The organism is Streptomyces barringtoniae (assembly GCF_020819595.1).
GTDB classification, from domain to species: domain Bacteria; phylum Actinomycetota; class Actinomycetes; order Streptomycetales; family Streptomycetaceae; genus Streptomyces; species Streptomyces barringtoniae.
In genome coordinates this window covers 114,676-130,154 of record NZ_JAJHNP010000026.1, presented here as the reverse complement: position 1 = coordinate 130,154, position 15,479 = coordinate 114,676, and the positions used below count along the sequence as shown (strand labels likewise).

At 69.9% G+C, this 15,479-nt stretch carries 10 protein-coding genes, 1 tRNA gene and 1 pseudogene; 8 read left to right on the top strand and 4 right to left on the bottom strand.

The genetic code is table 11. The features are described from left to right. Window positions 1–1,003: 1,003 nt before the first annotated feature. The 3 genes and pseudogenes from LMU33_RS35555 to LMU33_RS42330 all read right to left on the bottom strand — a co-directional run. Entirely contained in the window at window positions 1,004–1,573 is a 570-nt protein-coding gene (locus LMU33_RS35555) for a DUF4232 domain-containing protein (protein ID WP_116152629.1), read from the bottom strand. A 1,060-nt stretch (window positions 1,574–2,633) separates the two neighbouring features. Further along, the gene (locus LMU33_RS35550) at window positions 2,634–3,326 is read right to left on the bottom strand and encodes a hypothetical protein (protein ID WP_228625227.1); all 693 of its coding nucleotides are present in this window, start codon (window positions 3,324–3,326) and stop codon (window positions 2,634–2,636) included. Between the two features lie 662 nt (window positions 3,327–3,988). Continuing rightward, window positions 3,989–4,414, bottom strand: a pseudogene (locus LMU33_RS42330) (DUF6650 family protein); the annotation flags it as partial. A gap of 374 nt (window positions 4,415–4,788) precedes the next feature. Between LMU33_RS42330 and LMU33_RS35545 the strand changes: the two are divergent. The 4 genes from LMU33_RS35545 (at window position 4,789) to LMU33_RS35530 (ending at window position 7,874) form a co-directional block, all read left to right on the top strand. Continuing rightward, window positions 4,789–5,088, top strand: a complete 300-nt coding sequence (locus tag LMU33_RS35545) for a hypothetical protein (protein ID WP_228625225.1) — start codon at window positions 4,789–4,791, stop codon at window positions 5,086–5,088. A 506-nt stretch (window positions 5,089–5,594) separates the two neighbouring features. Continuing rightward, window positions 5,595–6,332, top strand: a complete 738-nt coding sequence (locus LMU33_RS35540) for a PH domain-containing protein (protein ID WP_228625223.1) — start codon at window positions 5,595–5,597, stop codon at window positions 6,330–6,332. Between the two features lie 525 nt (window positions 6,333–6,857). Then, window positions 6,858–7,463 carry an ATP-dependent DNA ligase gene (locus LMU33_RS35535; RefSeq protein WP_228625221.1) on the top strand — a complete coding sequence of 202 codons (606 nt, stop codon included), beginning with the start codon at window positions 6,858–6,860 and terminating at the stop codon, window positions 7,461–7,463. An 81-nt stretch (window positions 7,464–7,544) separates the two neighbouring features. Continuing rightward, window positions 7,545–7,874: a hypothetical protein gene (locus tag LMU33_RS35530; protein ID WP_228625219.1), complete on the top strand. Its 330-nt coding sequence runs from the start codon at window positions 7,545–7,547 to the stop codon at window positions 7,872–7,874. A 276-nt stretch (window positions 7,875–8,150) separates the two neighbouring features. Here the strand turns inward: LMU33_RS35530 and LMU33_RS35525 are convergent. Beyond that, window positions 8,151–8,223 (bottom strand) — tRNA-Arg (locus LMU33_RS35525). Window positions 8,224–8,496: 273 nt separating this feature from the next. On the opposite strand from LMU33_RS35525, the gene LMU33_RS35520 reads away from it, so the two are divergent. The 4 genes from LMU33_RS35520 (at window position 8,497) to LMU33_RS35505 (ending at window position 15,473) form a co-directional block, all read left to right on the top strand. Further along, window positions 8,497–10,101 carry a dynamin family protein gene (locus LMU33_RS35520; protein WP_228625217.1) on the top strand — a complete coding sequence of 535 codons (1,605 nt, stop codon included), beginning with the start codon at window positions 8,497–8,499 and terminating at the stop codon, window positions 10,099–10,101. Between the two features lie 882 nt (window positions 10,102–10,983). After that, the gene (locus LMU33_RS35515) at window positions 10,984–12,858 is read left to right on the top strand and encodes a YfjP family GTPase (protein WP_228625215.1); all 1,875 of its coding nucleotides are present in this window, start codon (window positions 10,984–10,986) and stop codon (window positions 12,856–12,858) included. A gap of 416 nt (window positions 12,859–13,274) precedes the next feature. Then, entirely contained in the window at window positions 13,275–13,757 is a 483-nt protein-coding gene (locus tag LMU33_RS35510; RefSeq protein ID WP_228625213.1) for a single-stranded DNA-binding protein, read from the top strand. Window positions 13,758–14,030: 273 nt separating this feature from the next. Further along, window positions 14,031–15,473, top strand: a complete 1,443-nt coding sequence (locus LMU33_RS35505; protein WP_228625211.1) for a Cys-Gln thioester bond-forming surface protein — start codon at window positions 14,031–14,033, stop codon at window positions 15,471–15,473. Window positions 15,474–15,479: the final 6 nt, after the last annotated feature.

The window sequence follows — 15,479 nt, the reverse complement described above, 5'->3', positions numbered from 1 at the left end:
GGGGGACCCTCATTGACCGTGGCTGACCTCTGCATCTGGCATGGTTGTGGCACGAACCTCAGCGCAGCCAACACGCAATGCATGAGCGGACGTTGAAGGTCTGGAGTGTGTCCAATGGTGGTTGGCTTCCAGCAAGATTGCGCAGCTGGCAAGGGCGAAGTCGGGTTACCCGCGACCTTCCAGGGAAAGACCTCGAGTGCATCTCAGTGAGTCGGAGGGGGCTGCTCATGAGCGGTACATCACGGGCGCGGCACGACAGGACAGAGCCGGGGCCGCCGCCCGAGCGCGGCTCTGATCGCTTCAGCGATGGTCCCCCTGATCCCCTCGCCTCGCTGCTGGCCAAGGTCAACAAGGGGGAACACATCTCGACTCCCGGAGACAATGCGGGCGCCGAAGACCGTGACCCTCATGACGAGGAATGGCGGGAACATGATCGCCACGGACCCTATGCGCAGGGGCGTCGCCGGAGGAACTAACGCCCAGGACGGAGTCCCCGTCTGCGGCAGCGCGAGCGGGGACTTGGCGTGAGGGCTGCTCACGCCGGCGGGAGCAAGCTCACCTGCGGTCAGACCGAGCAACAGGGCTCACGACTTCTTCGTCCCGAAGCAACTTGGGCGGGCGTGCTTCCTTTGGTCTGGTGCACCCCTTACCTGCGCCGATGGTCTGCAGACGTTCGCGCTCGTCCGCCGTTGTTCGCTGGCGTTGTCACGCAGTTAGACACTCACCTGGTGAGGGCCCGCGCGTGCGTTACAAGCTCTTAGACGGGGGCTTCTTCTTGGCGGTCGTCTCCTGCTGTCCCGTGCCACTGGATCTTGACCGTTTGCCATCGGACTTTGACGGACGCGAGTTTGTGTCATCGGAGTTTGATCACCGCAGGTCAGCGACTCAGCGCACCGAGGTGCGCTGAGTCGCTGACCTGCACTTATGTGCAGCGCCTCGTAAACGTGCAGGTCAGAGCGTTGCGATCGTCGTGCAGGCTGCTCGATCTGTGGGGACGGTGGGGTCAGGAAGGCTTGACCGCCGAGACCGGGGTGACGGTCACCTTGTTGTCGCACTCGGCCCACACCCCGTCGTTCAGGGCGACCTGGTGCTTCCCGGAGTGCGGCAGCCCGATGACCATCGTCGGATACGTCACCGGGTCCTTGCCCGACACGCAGTAGCCGTCGGCCTCCCCCTGGACCTGGACGAAGGTCAGCTTCACCCACGCCTTGCCGTGCGGCCGGACCGTCACGGTGGCCGCCCTGCCGGTGGGGGTGACCTTGAGCGGGGTGTTGTGGGCGGGGGAGCCGTTGCCGGCGCCCGCGACCGTCGGATGGCCCTTCAGGACGCACGTCCTCCGGGAGACGTTGGTGAACTGCACGACCGCCGCCCCGGTCCCGGTCCCGACGGGCCGGTGGACGGCCTGCCAGGCGCTGACCTGGAGGGCGGAGGCCGGGCAGGCGGGCGGCGGGGTGGAGGTGGTGGTGCTCGCCGCCATGGCGGTGCCGGGCAGGATGCCGGTCACCGCCGCCGCGACGGCCGTGACCGCCGTCGTCGCCAGTGCCGCCCTGCGAATGCCGTTGCTGTGCCGCATGCTGTCGTCCCCCTGAGTCGTCTCGTCCGCGGGTTTCGGTCGTCGGTTGTTGCCCCGCGGTACGCGTGGTCGTGGTACGTGAGTGCAGAGAGGGCGGGAGAGCGGCAGGGTTCCGTGCGGCGACTACTTGTGACAGAACGGTGACGACAGGCTGCACCTGTGCAGATGGCCGTCAGGGCAGACAGAAGCACCTCCAGCGCGCCACGGATTTTATCACACAACCTGCGGCTTCCCAGGTCGGCGGAGTCTCAATGGATGCGGCAAGCGCCAATAACTGTGATCAGTAGCCGGTCTACTGATCAAGGGTCTCGCTGGCCAGCGGCGCTGACGAAGCCCACGGCTCTGAGCTGCTCAGCTGCCGTGGGCTTCTGTCGTTGTTGGTTAGCATCGGGTGACCTCGGACGGCCCAGAGACGGCCCGAGCTCCACCGTCGGCTGTCGCCAGCCTGGGGAAGACCTCCTCGTCCCGAACTATCGGCCGGACGGTCAGTGCGGTCCAGGACGCTGGTCATGGGGACTTCGAAGGTCTATGCCGGTCGGCTGCGGTTGCGGTGGTTGCTGTACTCCGCTGCTGTACCGCAACGGGCGGCCAGCGAGGTGAGACCAGCAGGGTTGACCTCGCTGATGACAGTGAGTGAGCGTCAGTCCGGTGCTTCGCGGCGCCGTCGATCTCGGCGACCAGGGCCTCGATGCCGTCGGCAGGGAACAGGAAGCAGCGGTCCTGCTCGCTGCCATGGGCGTCTCCCGACGGCCGCCGAAGGTCGGCAGTGTGGTCCACCTTCGGGCGCAGGGCCCCGCTCATCCCCTGCGCGCCGCGGGCTGCCGGCCGAGGCAGAAACCGTCGCGTCGTAGCTCTACCTCAGCAACGACTCCAAGGAGCTTGGGGACGTCATTGCGCCGGCCGTTGCGTCCGGTAAGGACCTCTGCGGCCAGAGGGGGGAATGAAAAGGATCCCGGCCCTATTACGGGCCGGGATCCTGTATTGTGCGCCTGGCCGGAGGCGCCGGCCCAATTCCGGTGAGCCGGCGTTCTCCAGCGTGCGCATCAGGTGGCTGCTGGCCTTAGAATCCGCCGAATGCGCCACCGTCGCCAAATGCGCCGCCCTCGCCAATCCCGTGGCGGCAGATGACGCGGAAGCTGGCGATGACTCCGTTCTTGACCTTCACGCCGTCCTCCATCTCCTCGTGGTGCTCGCCGTTCTCGTGGTGCTCGCCGTTCTCGTGGTGCTCGCCGTTCTCGTGGTGCTCGCCGTTCTCGTGGTGCTCTCGCTCCTCGCAGTTCCCGTTCTCGTGCTCGTCATCGTCCTTGAACCTCGGGCAGACGGCGTTGGCGGAGCTGAAGGGGCCGACGGTGGCGACGGGGGCGCCGTTGTCGCAGACAGCCCCGCGGAAGACCTCGACCACGTTGCGACTGTCGTTGCGGATGTTGAGGGTCTTGGCACCCAGGCCGCTGACGACGGTGATGCAGCCGTCGGGGCGGCCGGAGAATTCGCGCTCGTTGAAGAAAATCCTGCCCTCGAAATAGCGGCGGGGCCCCCCTCCTTCTCTTCCTTCGTTGCCCTTGCCCTCGTTGGTGTTGGGGGTGCTGGGACCGGTGTTGGGGGTGCTGGGACCGCCGGACGGTGCCGCCGTGACCGCCGGGGCGGCCTGGGGAACCGGCGCCGAGGCGGCCGAGGCGTAGGTGATACCAGTCGCGGTCATTGCCGCGACGGCCGCGACGGCCGTGGCGATCTTGCGGGAATGGATCGTGAACATATCGCTTGCTCTCCTCTGAGACTGGAACAGGAGCGCCCGCTGTGGCAGCCGGTGCGTGATTGAACGTACTAACACCCCTTATCGCTGTCATATCGAGCAAATCGGGATCCCGGCTCCGTGGGGCTGATCGGGTACGCGGAGCCCCTCGACGTCACTCAGAGACAGAGCTGGCGAGCCATCAAATGCACGGTAAACACAAGCAGTTGGATAGCAATTAGTCCTTACAGGTGATCTTCTAACGTCTAGTCACCCGCGATGCTGGTGGGGCGCCGGGGATTGTCGGCGAGTCGCTGCTTGACATACGGCCTGGCGCAGGTTCAAAGAGGCCACGTGAACGGGGGCCGTCCGACGAACGTAGCCGCACGCAGCAGGATTCGCCCAGGCCGGACGGTGATCAATGCCAGCGGGCGCGGTCTACCCGCCGCGTCCAGAGAATCAAGGGGCGTGGCAAGACTTGTCTTCTTGCCCTGGGTCTTGTCGGGGATCTTGGTGAGCTGGGTTTTTGCTGTTCAGCGGCAGTGGGCTCGCGCTCCTGGTGGTCGTCGTTGGTCGTCATTGGCCGCTGTTGAGCAGCCTCGGACGGCCCAGGGACGGCCCGGCGTGGCAGGTCCGGGGCGTGCGCGATCCCCTGGTAGGTTGCCGCCGAACCGGTCTACTTTCAGCTAGAAACCTGTGGGCCATCCCTCGTGCTCAGGGAGGTTGAGACCGGTCAGCTTGTACCGATCCGAGACCTCATCCGCTTGCTGCTGGATACGGTTCCGTAGCTGTGCCAGGGCTTCATTGAACCGTCTGTCGGAGCCTGGTCCGAAGCGCTCCCCGCTGGGTCCGCCGGCCTCGATGAAGTCCGTGAAGCCCTCACGCATGGCACGAAGCCACGTGCGCAGGTCGCCCCCTGGCTTCTCCAACTGGCCCAGATGCGCGGAGAGCTGCGCCCTGCACTCGGCGGCCGACGCAAGGCATGCCGCCGCCTCGATCTGAGGGCGTGCGTGGCCGACCGTCAGAACACGCTTGTCGGCAAGGAAATCCAGGACCTTCTGCGCGATGACTCTGTCTGACTTCGTGAACTCCAGTTGATACCAAGTCCGAACGCGCTGAACGCCGTTGGCCGCATCCCCATCAGGCCCCCCATCATGATCGTTGTCCCATGTCTATCAGCCTCGGTTGCACCTGGGGCCGCTTGCAGTCGATTGGTGCCCTCAGCTTGGGAAGCTGCGAGCACTTGCAGCCGACTGCGGTGCTGACCTGGGTGGACGGCTGGGCTGCGGCCTCGCCGGCGCCAGCTGCTTTCACCGTGATTCCCCGCTGTTCCCCGGTCGATCTGGTGCGGTTGTGGTGCGGTCCGCGTCATCGCACTGCTTCATCAGAGGCCCCCTCTACGCCTCGCGTGAGGTCGTGCTCATGCTCACGGCGCTCGCCGCGGTTGCCTTGCCGGCTCGGCATCGGCCGCCGGTAAGGTCGGCGGGTGATCAACATTCAGGTACGCGGAGACTCGGGAAAGCCCGTAGCGCGCGCCCAGGCCGGACTGTCGTGGACGGACCTCATTCCCGCGCTGGACCCGGTGAGCTTCCCGATGCTGTGGGCCTTGAGCCCCTACGGGGATGCCGTCTTCAACGAGCGGCAGGTGCCGTTGCTGCTCGCGGAGCTTGATCGCCTTCCCGAAGCCTACGGTGGCCCCTGGCTGATCCAGACCCGAGAGCTGTGCAATGTCGTTCAGAACGGAACACACTATACCTCTGGTTCGTCGGCGACTGAGCGATCTTGAAAACCGTCGTGGCAGCGATGTCACCGTGGGTTCAAATCCCACCGCCTCCGCAGGATGAGCAGTGAGAACGGCCCCTGACCTGGGTTCTCGGTCGGGGGCCGCTCTTGTGTCCGGGTGCCGTGACTGCCTGATGTTCCCCGTGGTTCCCCGCTCGATCGGGCACGGTTGGGGCACGGTCACCTTCTGATCCGTAGCTCTATGTGGATCGGTCGGTGAAGGTCATACCGGTCGCGCTACGGCCTTACGAGGTCGTCGCCGGACGGGGTCGGTTGCTGTGGTTGCTGTACTTCGCTGCTGTACCGCCACCGGCCTCGTCGGCCGACCACCGCTTTGGTTTCGACGGGAGCAGCTCTCATCGGCGGCCTGAGCCTGCGCGGTCTCGTCGCCGCCTACGGCGGCACCCTGCGCTGACCTGCGGCATACCCCCGGGTAGGACTCTCAGGGGACACCCCTATCCTCTCCCCAGTCGCGCACGTGTTCGTGCGCATCGGGTGGGGAGAACAGCGGTGGACAACAGCGCCATGCCGTCGGACGGCGTCGGAATCGTGCGGGAGTACCGCAAGTACAAGAAGACGCCCTTGGTGAGGATCCTGGGGCCGTCGGTGATTCCGATCCTCGCCTTCTCCCAGACGATGGGGCACGGCGACCCGTTCCGGTGGCCGATGCTCATCCTCGCCGTCATTTTCGTGCTGACCCTCGCGCGGCTGGGGCTCTACATGCGGCGCGGCCGCACGCTGGTCGACCCTGACGGCATCACAGTCCGCCGCGCCCTCACCGAGCGCACCCGCGCCTGGTCCGCCATCTACGACATCCGCGCCGAGCCCGTTCCGAACGCCATGGGTTCCGCCCGTCACTGGCTCACCTACATGTACGACACCGACGGCCGGCGCCTCCTCCTGCCGCACATCGACGACTGGCAGCTGGACAACCCGCCGGCCGAGGTCGCCGGTCTGCTGGCCGTCGGTGCCCCGTACCGCGGCATGGCGTGGGAGCGCCGGCCGGAGGTGGAGGCGCTGATCCGGCAACGGGCGGCGCACCGCAGGGCCTGGCTGTGGGCGTTCTACGGGGCGCTCATCGCCTTCGGGTGCATGACCGTACTGTCGATCGGACTGTTGTTCACCTCGGACGGCTCGCCCGTGGTCCTGCTGACGACGCTGGTTCCGCTGGGCTCCTTCGTCCTGTTCGCCGCCCTCTTCCACGCGTGCTGGAAGTACCTGGTCCCCCGCGACCAGCGGAAAGCCTGACACACGTCGGGGGCGGCCGGTCCGGCCGCCCCCGACGTCACTTCCGGCGCACGGCGCCTACCGATCAGGTCTTTAGCGCGATCTTTATCCCTGCCAGAAGTTGCGGGTGTCCAGTACCCACCACCTTCCCCAGCTCCCATCCCGTCTGCCTGGGTCGACGGCAGACGGGATGGGAGCCCCCCGCGCACGCCACTCACCGGCCGGCACTCGCGAACGGAGCCCCCTCCATCTCGGAGCCTGAGCGCCCCCGCCGGAGGCTCGTTCTGACCGTGGCCGCTCCGTGCGGTGCTCGACTCATGGCCTTCGGCCCTATCCACACGTGGGCGCGCGTCGGCGCAGCGTGCGCGCAGCGGGCCGAAGACAGGAGCGCAGCGCGCAGCGGAGCCGGGAAGCGCGCCCGGCGGAGCGGAGCGCAGCCGGGGCTTGATGCGGCAGGGAAAGTCTCATCGGCCGGCGCGGTCGCACGGAGCCGGCTACCGCTCCTTCCAAGTCGCGGGGCCGGTGTCCCAGACGTAGACCGGACGTATGGTGCTACGGCCCCCGGTAGAACCGAAGTTGGCGCAGGCCCGTGACCAGTTGCCTCCGCCCGGAGCGCTGCCCGGCGGCTTGATCTTTCAGCCCAAGTTCGACGGCTACCGTGCCCTGTTCTTCACCCCGAGCCCCGCTCGCGGCTCGGCGGTTCTCCAGTCCCGTCGGGGCGCCTTCATTCAGGGGCGCTTTCCCGACCTGGGCCAGGCCGCCGGAGATCTACCCGATGGGCTCGTCCTCGATGGCGAACTGGTCGTCTGGGCCGGCGAGCAGCTGTCCTTCGAGGCGCTGCGGCGCCGTGTCGCTTCCAGCGGTCGGACAGCCGTACGGCTGTCCGAGGAGCTGCCCGCGCACTTCATCGCCTTTGATGACCTGCAAGCCGACGGGCAGGAGTTGCTCCGTGAGCCGTACGGACGTCGGCGCGAGAGGCTGGAGTGTCTGTTCAGCGTGCAGGGGCTGATCACGCCATGGACGCTGTGCCCCCAGATGAGTGACGTCCGGACCGCACAGGAGTGGCTAGTCGCGTGGACGCAGGTGCCAGGCGTTGAGGGGCTGGTGATCCGCGGGCGGGACCAGCGATACCCCCCGGACGTTCGGGGTTGATACAAGATCCGCCGCAGGAACACCACCGAAGGCATCGTTGGGGCGATCACGGGCACCCTGCACCGCCCGCAGAGCCTCCTGATGGGCCGCTACGACCAGGACGGAGCCTTGCAGGTGGTCGCCCGTAGCACCCGGCTGTACCCGGAGGCGGCCCGGAGCCTCGCCGGCAGGCTCACGGCTGCCAGCCCTGGGCACCCGTGGGAGGGCGTGCGATTCACGACGTCGTGGGCGTCTCGGACACCGCTCGACGTCGTCCTCGTCGAGCCTGCACTGGTCGCGGAGATCGACGTGGACACCGCCCAGGACAGGGGGGTCTGGCGGCATCCGGTACGGTTCATCCGCCTCCGCGGGGACATGGCGCCGCAGGACGTTGCCACCTTCGGCGAGGGTGCCGTGCCGGCCGCCGGGTGACCGCACGTTCATCTGCTCTGTGCATCTCGAGGCAGCTCGGGGACGTCGAGCAGCGATCCTGGCTCGATCTTCCCTCCCCGCCCTGCTTGCACGGCCTGACGGTGGCCGGAGACCTTCTCCGCGTATTCACCGCCGCCACCCGCAGAAACCCGGTGACAGCCGGACAGTGCCGGAGCCTCTCCGCGGTCACCGGGGAACGGTCCGGCGCTCCTCTGCGCGCGGCTGCACCCATCCTGAACAGCAAAAAGCCCTCCCAAACGGGAGGGCTGAGACTTGCGCCCCCGGCAGGACTCGAACCTGCGGCCAAGCGCTTAGAAGGCGCCTGCTCTATCCACTGAGCTACGGGGGCCTGGTGGCGGGACCAAGGATAAAGCTCCCTGTTCCTCGACCCTGTCGCTTCGCCTCCGTGGCTCGATGTGGAGGTTTGGTGAAGCGATCCCGATAATCGCAGGCAGGTACGAATCGTGCACCGCTTTTGGCCTCCGGCGCACCGGGTGTTGTGCACTCGTTATGCCTGGGCTGTGCCCGTGTCCCAGTCATCCCTTGCGTCCTTTCTGTCCCGTCGGCGCGCAGACATGTCTATATGCTTCAGAATCACCCTAAAATTGGGCATTCTTCGCATGTGGTGACCTTGGACGTTCGGCCTCAGCTGCTCGACACACTCTCTGCATTGCGCGACCGTGTCGCCGCCGCACGCTTTCCGCTGCCCCTGCCCGGGGCGCCACGCGCGCGTGCCAACCGCGACGAACTCCTCGCGCAACTCGACGACTACCTGGTACCCCGCCTACGGGAGCCCGAGGCGCCGCTGCTGGCCGTCGTCGGCGGGTCCACCGGCGCCGGCAAGTCGACGCTCGTCAACTCGCTCGTCGGCCGCCGGGTGAGCGAGGCGGGGGTCCTGCGGCCGACCACGCGGACGCCGGTGCTCGTCTGCCATCCGGAGGATCATCACTGGTTCGGCGACACGCGCGTGCTGCCCGATCTCGCGCGCGTGTGGGCGCCCCAGGAGGACTCCGACGAGCTCCTCCCGACCGGCGAGTCCCCCGCGCGCGTGCTGCGCGTCGAGACCGCCGACACCGTCCCGCGGGGGCTCGCCCTCCTCGACGCCCCCGACATCGACTCCCTGATCGCCGACAACCGCGTCCTCGCCGCCGAGCTGATCTGTGCCGCCGACATCTGGATCATGGTCACCACGGCCGCCCGCTACGCCGACGCCGTCCCCTGGCAACTGCTGCGCACCGCCAAGGAGTACGACGCCACCCTCGTGACCGTCCTGGACCGGGTGCCCCACCAGGTCGTCTCCGAGGTCTCCCGGCAGTACGGCGCCCTGCTCACCAAGGCCGGCCTCGGCCATGTACCGCGCTTCACCGTGCCCGAGCTGCCCGAGTCCGCCTGGGGCGCCGGTCTGCTGCCCGCCACCGCCGTGGCGCCGCTGAAGAGCTGGCTCGCGCAGCACGCCCAGGACCCCGCGGCCCGGGAGCAGGTCATGGCCCGTACGGTCCATGGCCTCCTGGACTCGCTCAAGTCCCGCATGCCCGAGCTGGCCAGCGCCGCCGCCGCCCAGTACGCCGCCGCACTCCGGCTCACCTCCGCCGTGGAGACCGCCTACGACGGCGAGCACGCGCGTGTACGCGGCCGGCTCCAGTCCGGCGCCGTACTCGCCGGAGACGCCCTCAAACGCTGGCGGGCCTTCCCCCTGGACTGCACCCCCGGCGAACTCCTCGACGCGCTCGTGGAGAGTCTGGCCGCCCTGCTGCTGTGCTCGGTCACCGCCGCGGACGAGCGCGTCGACGAGGCCTGGCGGAACGAGCCGGCCGGAGCCGACCCGGCCCTCGCCGCCGGGGAGTCCCCCGCGGAGAGCACCGAACACCGCATCGGTCTCGCCGTACGGCGCTGGCGGCGCGAGCTCGAGGAGTACGCCGAGGACGAGGTGCGCGAGCTGGAACGCACCACCGCGCCCGACCCGGAGGCCATCGCCGCCCTGGTCGCCACCGCGCTGCTCGGCGGGCGCCGGGCGCGCAGCGCGGGCGAGGGGCTCGCGCAGCGGATCGGGGCACACGGCGCGCTGCGGCTGCGCGACCGGGCCGGGCGGCTGCTCAACGAGCACGTGGACCGCGTCCTGCACACCGAACGCGAGCGGCGCCTGGCCCCGCTCGACGCCCTGGACGTCAATCCCGAGCCCCAGGCCGCACTCATCGCCGCGCTGTCCGTACTGCAGAAGGAGAGGTGACCGGTGACCGCCGTCACTGACCAGGAACACACGGATCACACCGACCACATGAGGCACCTGGGACGCATGAGGGACATGGAGCACGGCAGCCATGACGGCGACACCGTCACCGGGCACGGGGAACACGCCGGTCAGTTGGAGCCCGGGCTCCTGGAGCACATGGATCGGGTGGCGTACGGCGCAGGCGTGGCCGAGCGTGCAGAGCGTCCTGGTGACGGCCGGAACGGGGTGGACGAGTTCGGCTGGGCGGGTGAATCCGGTCCCGGGAATGCGGACGCCTTCGGCCCCTCCGGCACCACGGGCAACATCAGCAACGGCAACACAGGAACCACGGGCACTGCGAGCACCTCCAGCCTCTCGGAGCCCTATGACACCTCCCCGTTCATCGACATCGCCGACGCCCCGGAGGCCTCGGCGGTCGCCTCCGACGATCCCTGCAGCGCTTTCGTCGCCGGTCCCGCTGCCCGCTCCGACGAAGCAGAAGCCCACAGGGGCCAGGCGGAGGACGAGGGCGGCGGCGAGCAGCAGGACAACCCGCGGGGGACGTACGCCGACACCGCAGGCGGCACGCAGCTCTGCTTGCCGCACCCGCTCCCGGAGCCCACGGCCGACCTCCCCGAGCCCACAGCCGACCTCCCGGAGCCCACGGCCGACCTCCCCGAGCCCACGGCAGACCTCCCGGAGCTCACAGCAGGGGCGGAAACCGCCGGAGCCAAATCCGCAGCCAAATCCACCCCCTCACTGGCAGAGACCCCAACCGCCGCAGCACCCCTTATTGCCAGACCGGCCCCGGCGGCCAAATCGAGCCCTGACGCCACCCCAGCCCCAACCGCAAAGCCAGCACCTCACCCCCCTCTCCCACCCATCCCGCCCCTCCCGCCCATGCCCACGTTCGCGCCGACCCCCGTCTCCCGCGCAACCGTGGACGCGGACGCCGCCGCCCTCCTGGCCCCCAAGCCGGCGGAGCCTCCGGCGCCGTCGGGGCCCTCGCAGCCGTCGCCCCCCGGATCCCCCGACTCCTCCTCCGAATCCTCCGAGCCCTGGGACGACGGCCTCATCGCCAGGCGCGTCACGGAGGCGACAGCCGCCGCCCTCGCCGCCGAACGCGCCTCCGCCCTGGACACCGGCAGCCGCGGCCCCGGCAGCCAGACCCCGCCGCCCCTGGCGTACGACGGCCAGCTGCGCTCCCGGCTCGACGCCCTGCGCGAGCTGGTCGGGCTCTCCCGGACCCGTGTGGAGAGCCAGACCCTCGCCGAGGCGGGCCGGGTGCTGGACGAGGCGGCGGCCCGCCGGAAGCTCTCCGGTCGGCACACCGTCGTGGCCATCGCGGGCGCCACCGGCAGCGGCAAGTCGCAGCTGTTCAACGCCCTCGCCGGAGTGGCCATTTCGGAGACCGGCGTACGACGTCCGACCACGGCCGCGCCCATCGCGTGCAGCTGGAGCGACGGCGCGGCGAGCCTCATCGACCGGCTCGGCATCCCTGGCCGGCTGCGCCGCCGCCCGCTGCAGAGTCCGGAGGCCGAGGCGCAGTTGCGCGGGCTGGTCCTGGTCGACCTGCCCGATCACGACTCCGCCGCCGTGGAGCACCGTAAGCAGGTCGACCGGATCCTGAAGCTGGTCGACGCGGTGATCTGGGTCGTCGACCCCGAGAAGTACGCCGACGCCGTGCTGCACGAGCGCTATCTGCGGCCCATGGCCGGCCACGCGGAGGTCATGTTCGTCGTCCTCAACCAGGTCGACCGGCTGCCCGAGGACGCCGCCGACCAGGTTCTGGACGATCTGCGCCGGCTGCTGGACGAGGACGGGATCGCGCTCGGCGAGTACGGCGAACCCGGCGCCACCGTGCTCGCCCTGTCCGCGCTCACCGGCGACGGCGTCGGGGAACTGCGTGAGGTGCTCGGCCAGTTCGTGGCCGAGCGCGGCGCGGCGGCCCGCCGGGTGTCGGCCGACGTGGACGCCACGGCGGTGGACCTGCGGCCCGTGTACGCCACCGGCCGGCGCGTCGGACTCAGCGAGGAGGCGCGCGAGGAGTTCGCCGCGCGGCTCGCGGACGCGGTGGGCGCCACCGCGGCGGGCGAGGCCGCCGAACGTGCCTGGCTGCGCAACGCCAACCGGGCCTGCGGCACGCCCTGGCTGCGGCTGTGGCGCTGGTACCAGTGCCGTGGCGAGTCCACCACGGGCCGCATCCCGGTGCGCACGGCCCAGCCCGACGAGGAGGCCACGGCCCGCCAGCGCGTGGAACAGGCGGTCCGTACGGTGGCCGACCGGGCCTCGGCCGGGCTGCCGGCGCCGTGGGCGCTGGCTGTGCGCGAGGCGGCCGTACGCGGGTCGCAGGGGCTGTCCGAGGCGCTGGACGAGCTGGCGGCGCGGGCCGGACTGCCGCCGGGCCGGCCGCCGCGGCCCGGATGGTGGCCGGCCGCGGTGCTGGTGCAGGCGGCGATGACCCTGCTGCAGGTCGTGGGCGGCCTCTGGCTGTTCGGCCAGATCGTCGGGGTCATGGCACCCAACCTCTGGGTTCCGGTGCTGCTGATGGTGTGCGGGATCGTCGGCGGGCCGCTGGTGGAGTGGGGGTGCCGGATGGCGGCGAGAGGCCCGGCCCGGCGCTACGGCCAGGAGGCGGAACGCCGGCTCCGCGAGGCGGCCGCCGGCTGCGGCCGGGCCCGGGTGCTCGATCCGGTGGCGGCGGAGCTCTTGCGGTACCGGGAGGTACGGGAGCAGTACGGGCGCGTCGCGCGGCGCGGGGCCGGAGTGGGGTGAGAGCCGCAGCGGGCGAGAGATGAGCGCGAGGGGCCTCGGTGTTTCCGGGGCCCCTCGGCGTTTCCGGGGTCCGCGGTTGCTTTTCGGGGCTCCTCGGCTGCCTTTCGGGGATGAAGAGGGCCGCCGGCGGCGGGGGCCACTCATGTGGGTGGCGGGGTTTTCCACAGGTGGGGTCGTCGTCCACAGCTCTCAGCGGGTCCGGCCGGGCGGAGGCAGTCTGGGCTCGCGGCGATCGCACGGCGGTTCCGGCCGGAGGGACGGCGGACGGTGCGCGCGGTCGGCGCGAGGTGCGGGCGCGTACGACGGTCGTACGCGCCCCCACGACACAGATGCACGACAGACACGGCCGTACGGGACGGGCCCGTGCGCGTGTCCGCCCGGCCGGAAGGGGCCGGGCGGGGGAGGGGAGCGAGAACATGAACGAGACCATCGTGTGCGTGGTGGGCAACGTGGCGACCCAGCCGGTGTACCGGGAGTCGGCGGCGGGTCCGTCGGCCCGGTTCCGGCTGGCGGTGACCGCGCGCTACTGGGACCGGGAGAAGAGCAGCTGGACGCACGGGCACACCAACTTCTTCACGGTGTGGGCCAACCGTCAGCTCGCGGTGAACGTGGCCGCGTGCGTGGAGGTGGGTCAGCCGGTCGTTGTACAGGGCCGGCTGAAGGTGCGCACGGAGGTGCGCGACGGGCAGCAGCAGTGGGCCTCCGCCGACATCGACGCCGTGGCGATCGGCCACGACCTCTCACGGGGTACGGCCGCCTTCCAGCGCTCGGCCAAACCGGAGGCACCGCCGACGGCGACCCGGCCGGAACCGAACTGGGAGACACCGCGTCCCACTGACACCCCGGACGAGGGCAGCGGCACGCCTCAACAGGCGGCGGAGCCAGTAGCGGTGACATGACATCAGCAACCGGTTCCGGCGCGGCGCGGCAGAGTCGGCCGGTGCCCGTCCGCATGCCCAACACCCCGTACGAACCGGTTGATTTGTCGATATGCCCAGCTCATGGACGGTCCCGGCGATAACGATTACGGATCGGATCGCCCATCGGATCATCCGACCGGCAGGAGAGGCTCCGGCTGATCCATAGGATGCCGGGCATGCCCTCAGGGGCTGCCGATTCTGCTGGTGGGACCGTCCCCCACGTCCAACGGGTCCTGCTCGAAGGGGAATTCTGTGCTTGCTGCGTTCTGCGGGTTCCACCGTTCCACCGGAGCGGGCCGCCTGGCCGCCGCCACGACGGTGACCGGCCTCGTGGCGGCCGGTGTGCTGTCCGGCGCCGGTACGGCCGTGGCCGACGGGACCGACGGGACACCGCAGACCCAGGGCGGGGCGACGGCCGCGATCAACGGCCTGAAGACCTACGGCGAGGCAGTGATCCACCAGGACGGCGGCGACCAGCGCGTGGAGGCGGGCCTGTTCGAGATGTCCGTCGACGGCGGGGGCACCCTCCAGACGTACTGCGTCGACCTCCACAACTCCACCCAGCGCGACGCCCTCTACCAGGAGACGCCCTGGAGCGGCACCTCGCTGGGCGGCGACAAGGACGCCGGCCGGATCCGCTGGATCCTGCAGAACTCCTACCCCCAGGTCAACGACCTCGCCGCGCTCGCCCGCCGGGCCGGCGCCGGCACCCTGACCGAGCAGGACGCGGCGGCCGGCACCCAGGTGGCCATCTGGCGCTACTCCGACCACGCGAAGGTCGGCGCCGTCGACCCGCACGCCGAGAAGCTCGCCGACTACCTGCAGAAGAGCGCCCGCGACCTGGGTGAGCCGCAGGCCTCGCTGACCCTGGACCCGCCGGCGGTCTCCGGCCGGCCGGGGGACGTGCTCGGCCCGGTGACCGTGCACACCAACGCGGGCACCGTCACGGTGAGTCCGCCGCCGGACGCGGCCATGAGCGGGGTGCGGATCACCGACAAGACCGGCAAGGTGATCACGTCCGCGCAGGACGGCACCAAGCTGTACTTCGACATTCCCGAGGACGCCTCTGGGGATCCCTCCCACGCCCTGGACAGTGAGGGAGGTACGGCGCAGCTGACCGTGCAGGCGTCGACCACGGTGCCGGTGGGCCGTGCCTTCGCCTCCGACAGCCGCAGCCAGACCCAGATCCTGGCCGGCTCCAGCGAGTCCACGGTCTCCGCGACCGCGACCGCCACCTGGGCGGCCGAGGGCGCCATACCGGCGGTGTCGGCCCGCAGGGACTGCGCCAAGGGCGCCCTGGACATCTTCGTGGCCAACAAGGGCGACAAGCCCTTCACCTTCGAGCTGATGGGCGCCGAGCACACCATCCCCGCGGGCACGTCCCGCACGGTGACCGTCCCGCTCCAGGAGGACCAGGCCTACGACTTCACGATCACCGGACCCCACGGCTTCAGCCACCGCTTCACCGGCGTCCTCGACTGCAAGACGCAGGGCGCGATCACCACGGAGTCGGCCCGGATCCACAACGCCCCCAGCCCCGCCTCGGTCGGCGGCACCACCGCCCCTGACACCAACCTGGCCGAAACGGGCGGCTCCGAGATCACCCCGCTGATCGCTGGCGTGGCCATCGGTTTCGTGGTGATCGGCGGGGCGGTACTGGTGGCGCTGCGCAAGCGGGAAGAGCGGAACACCTGATCAGGG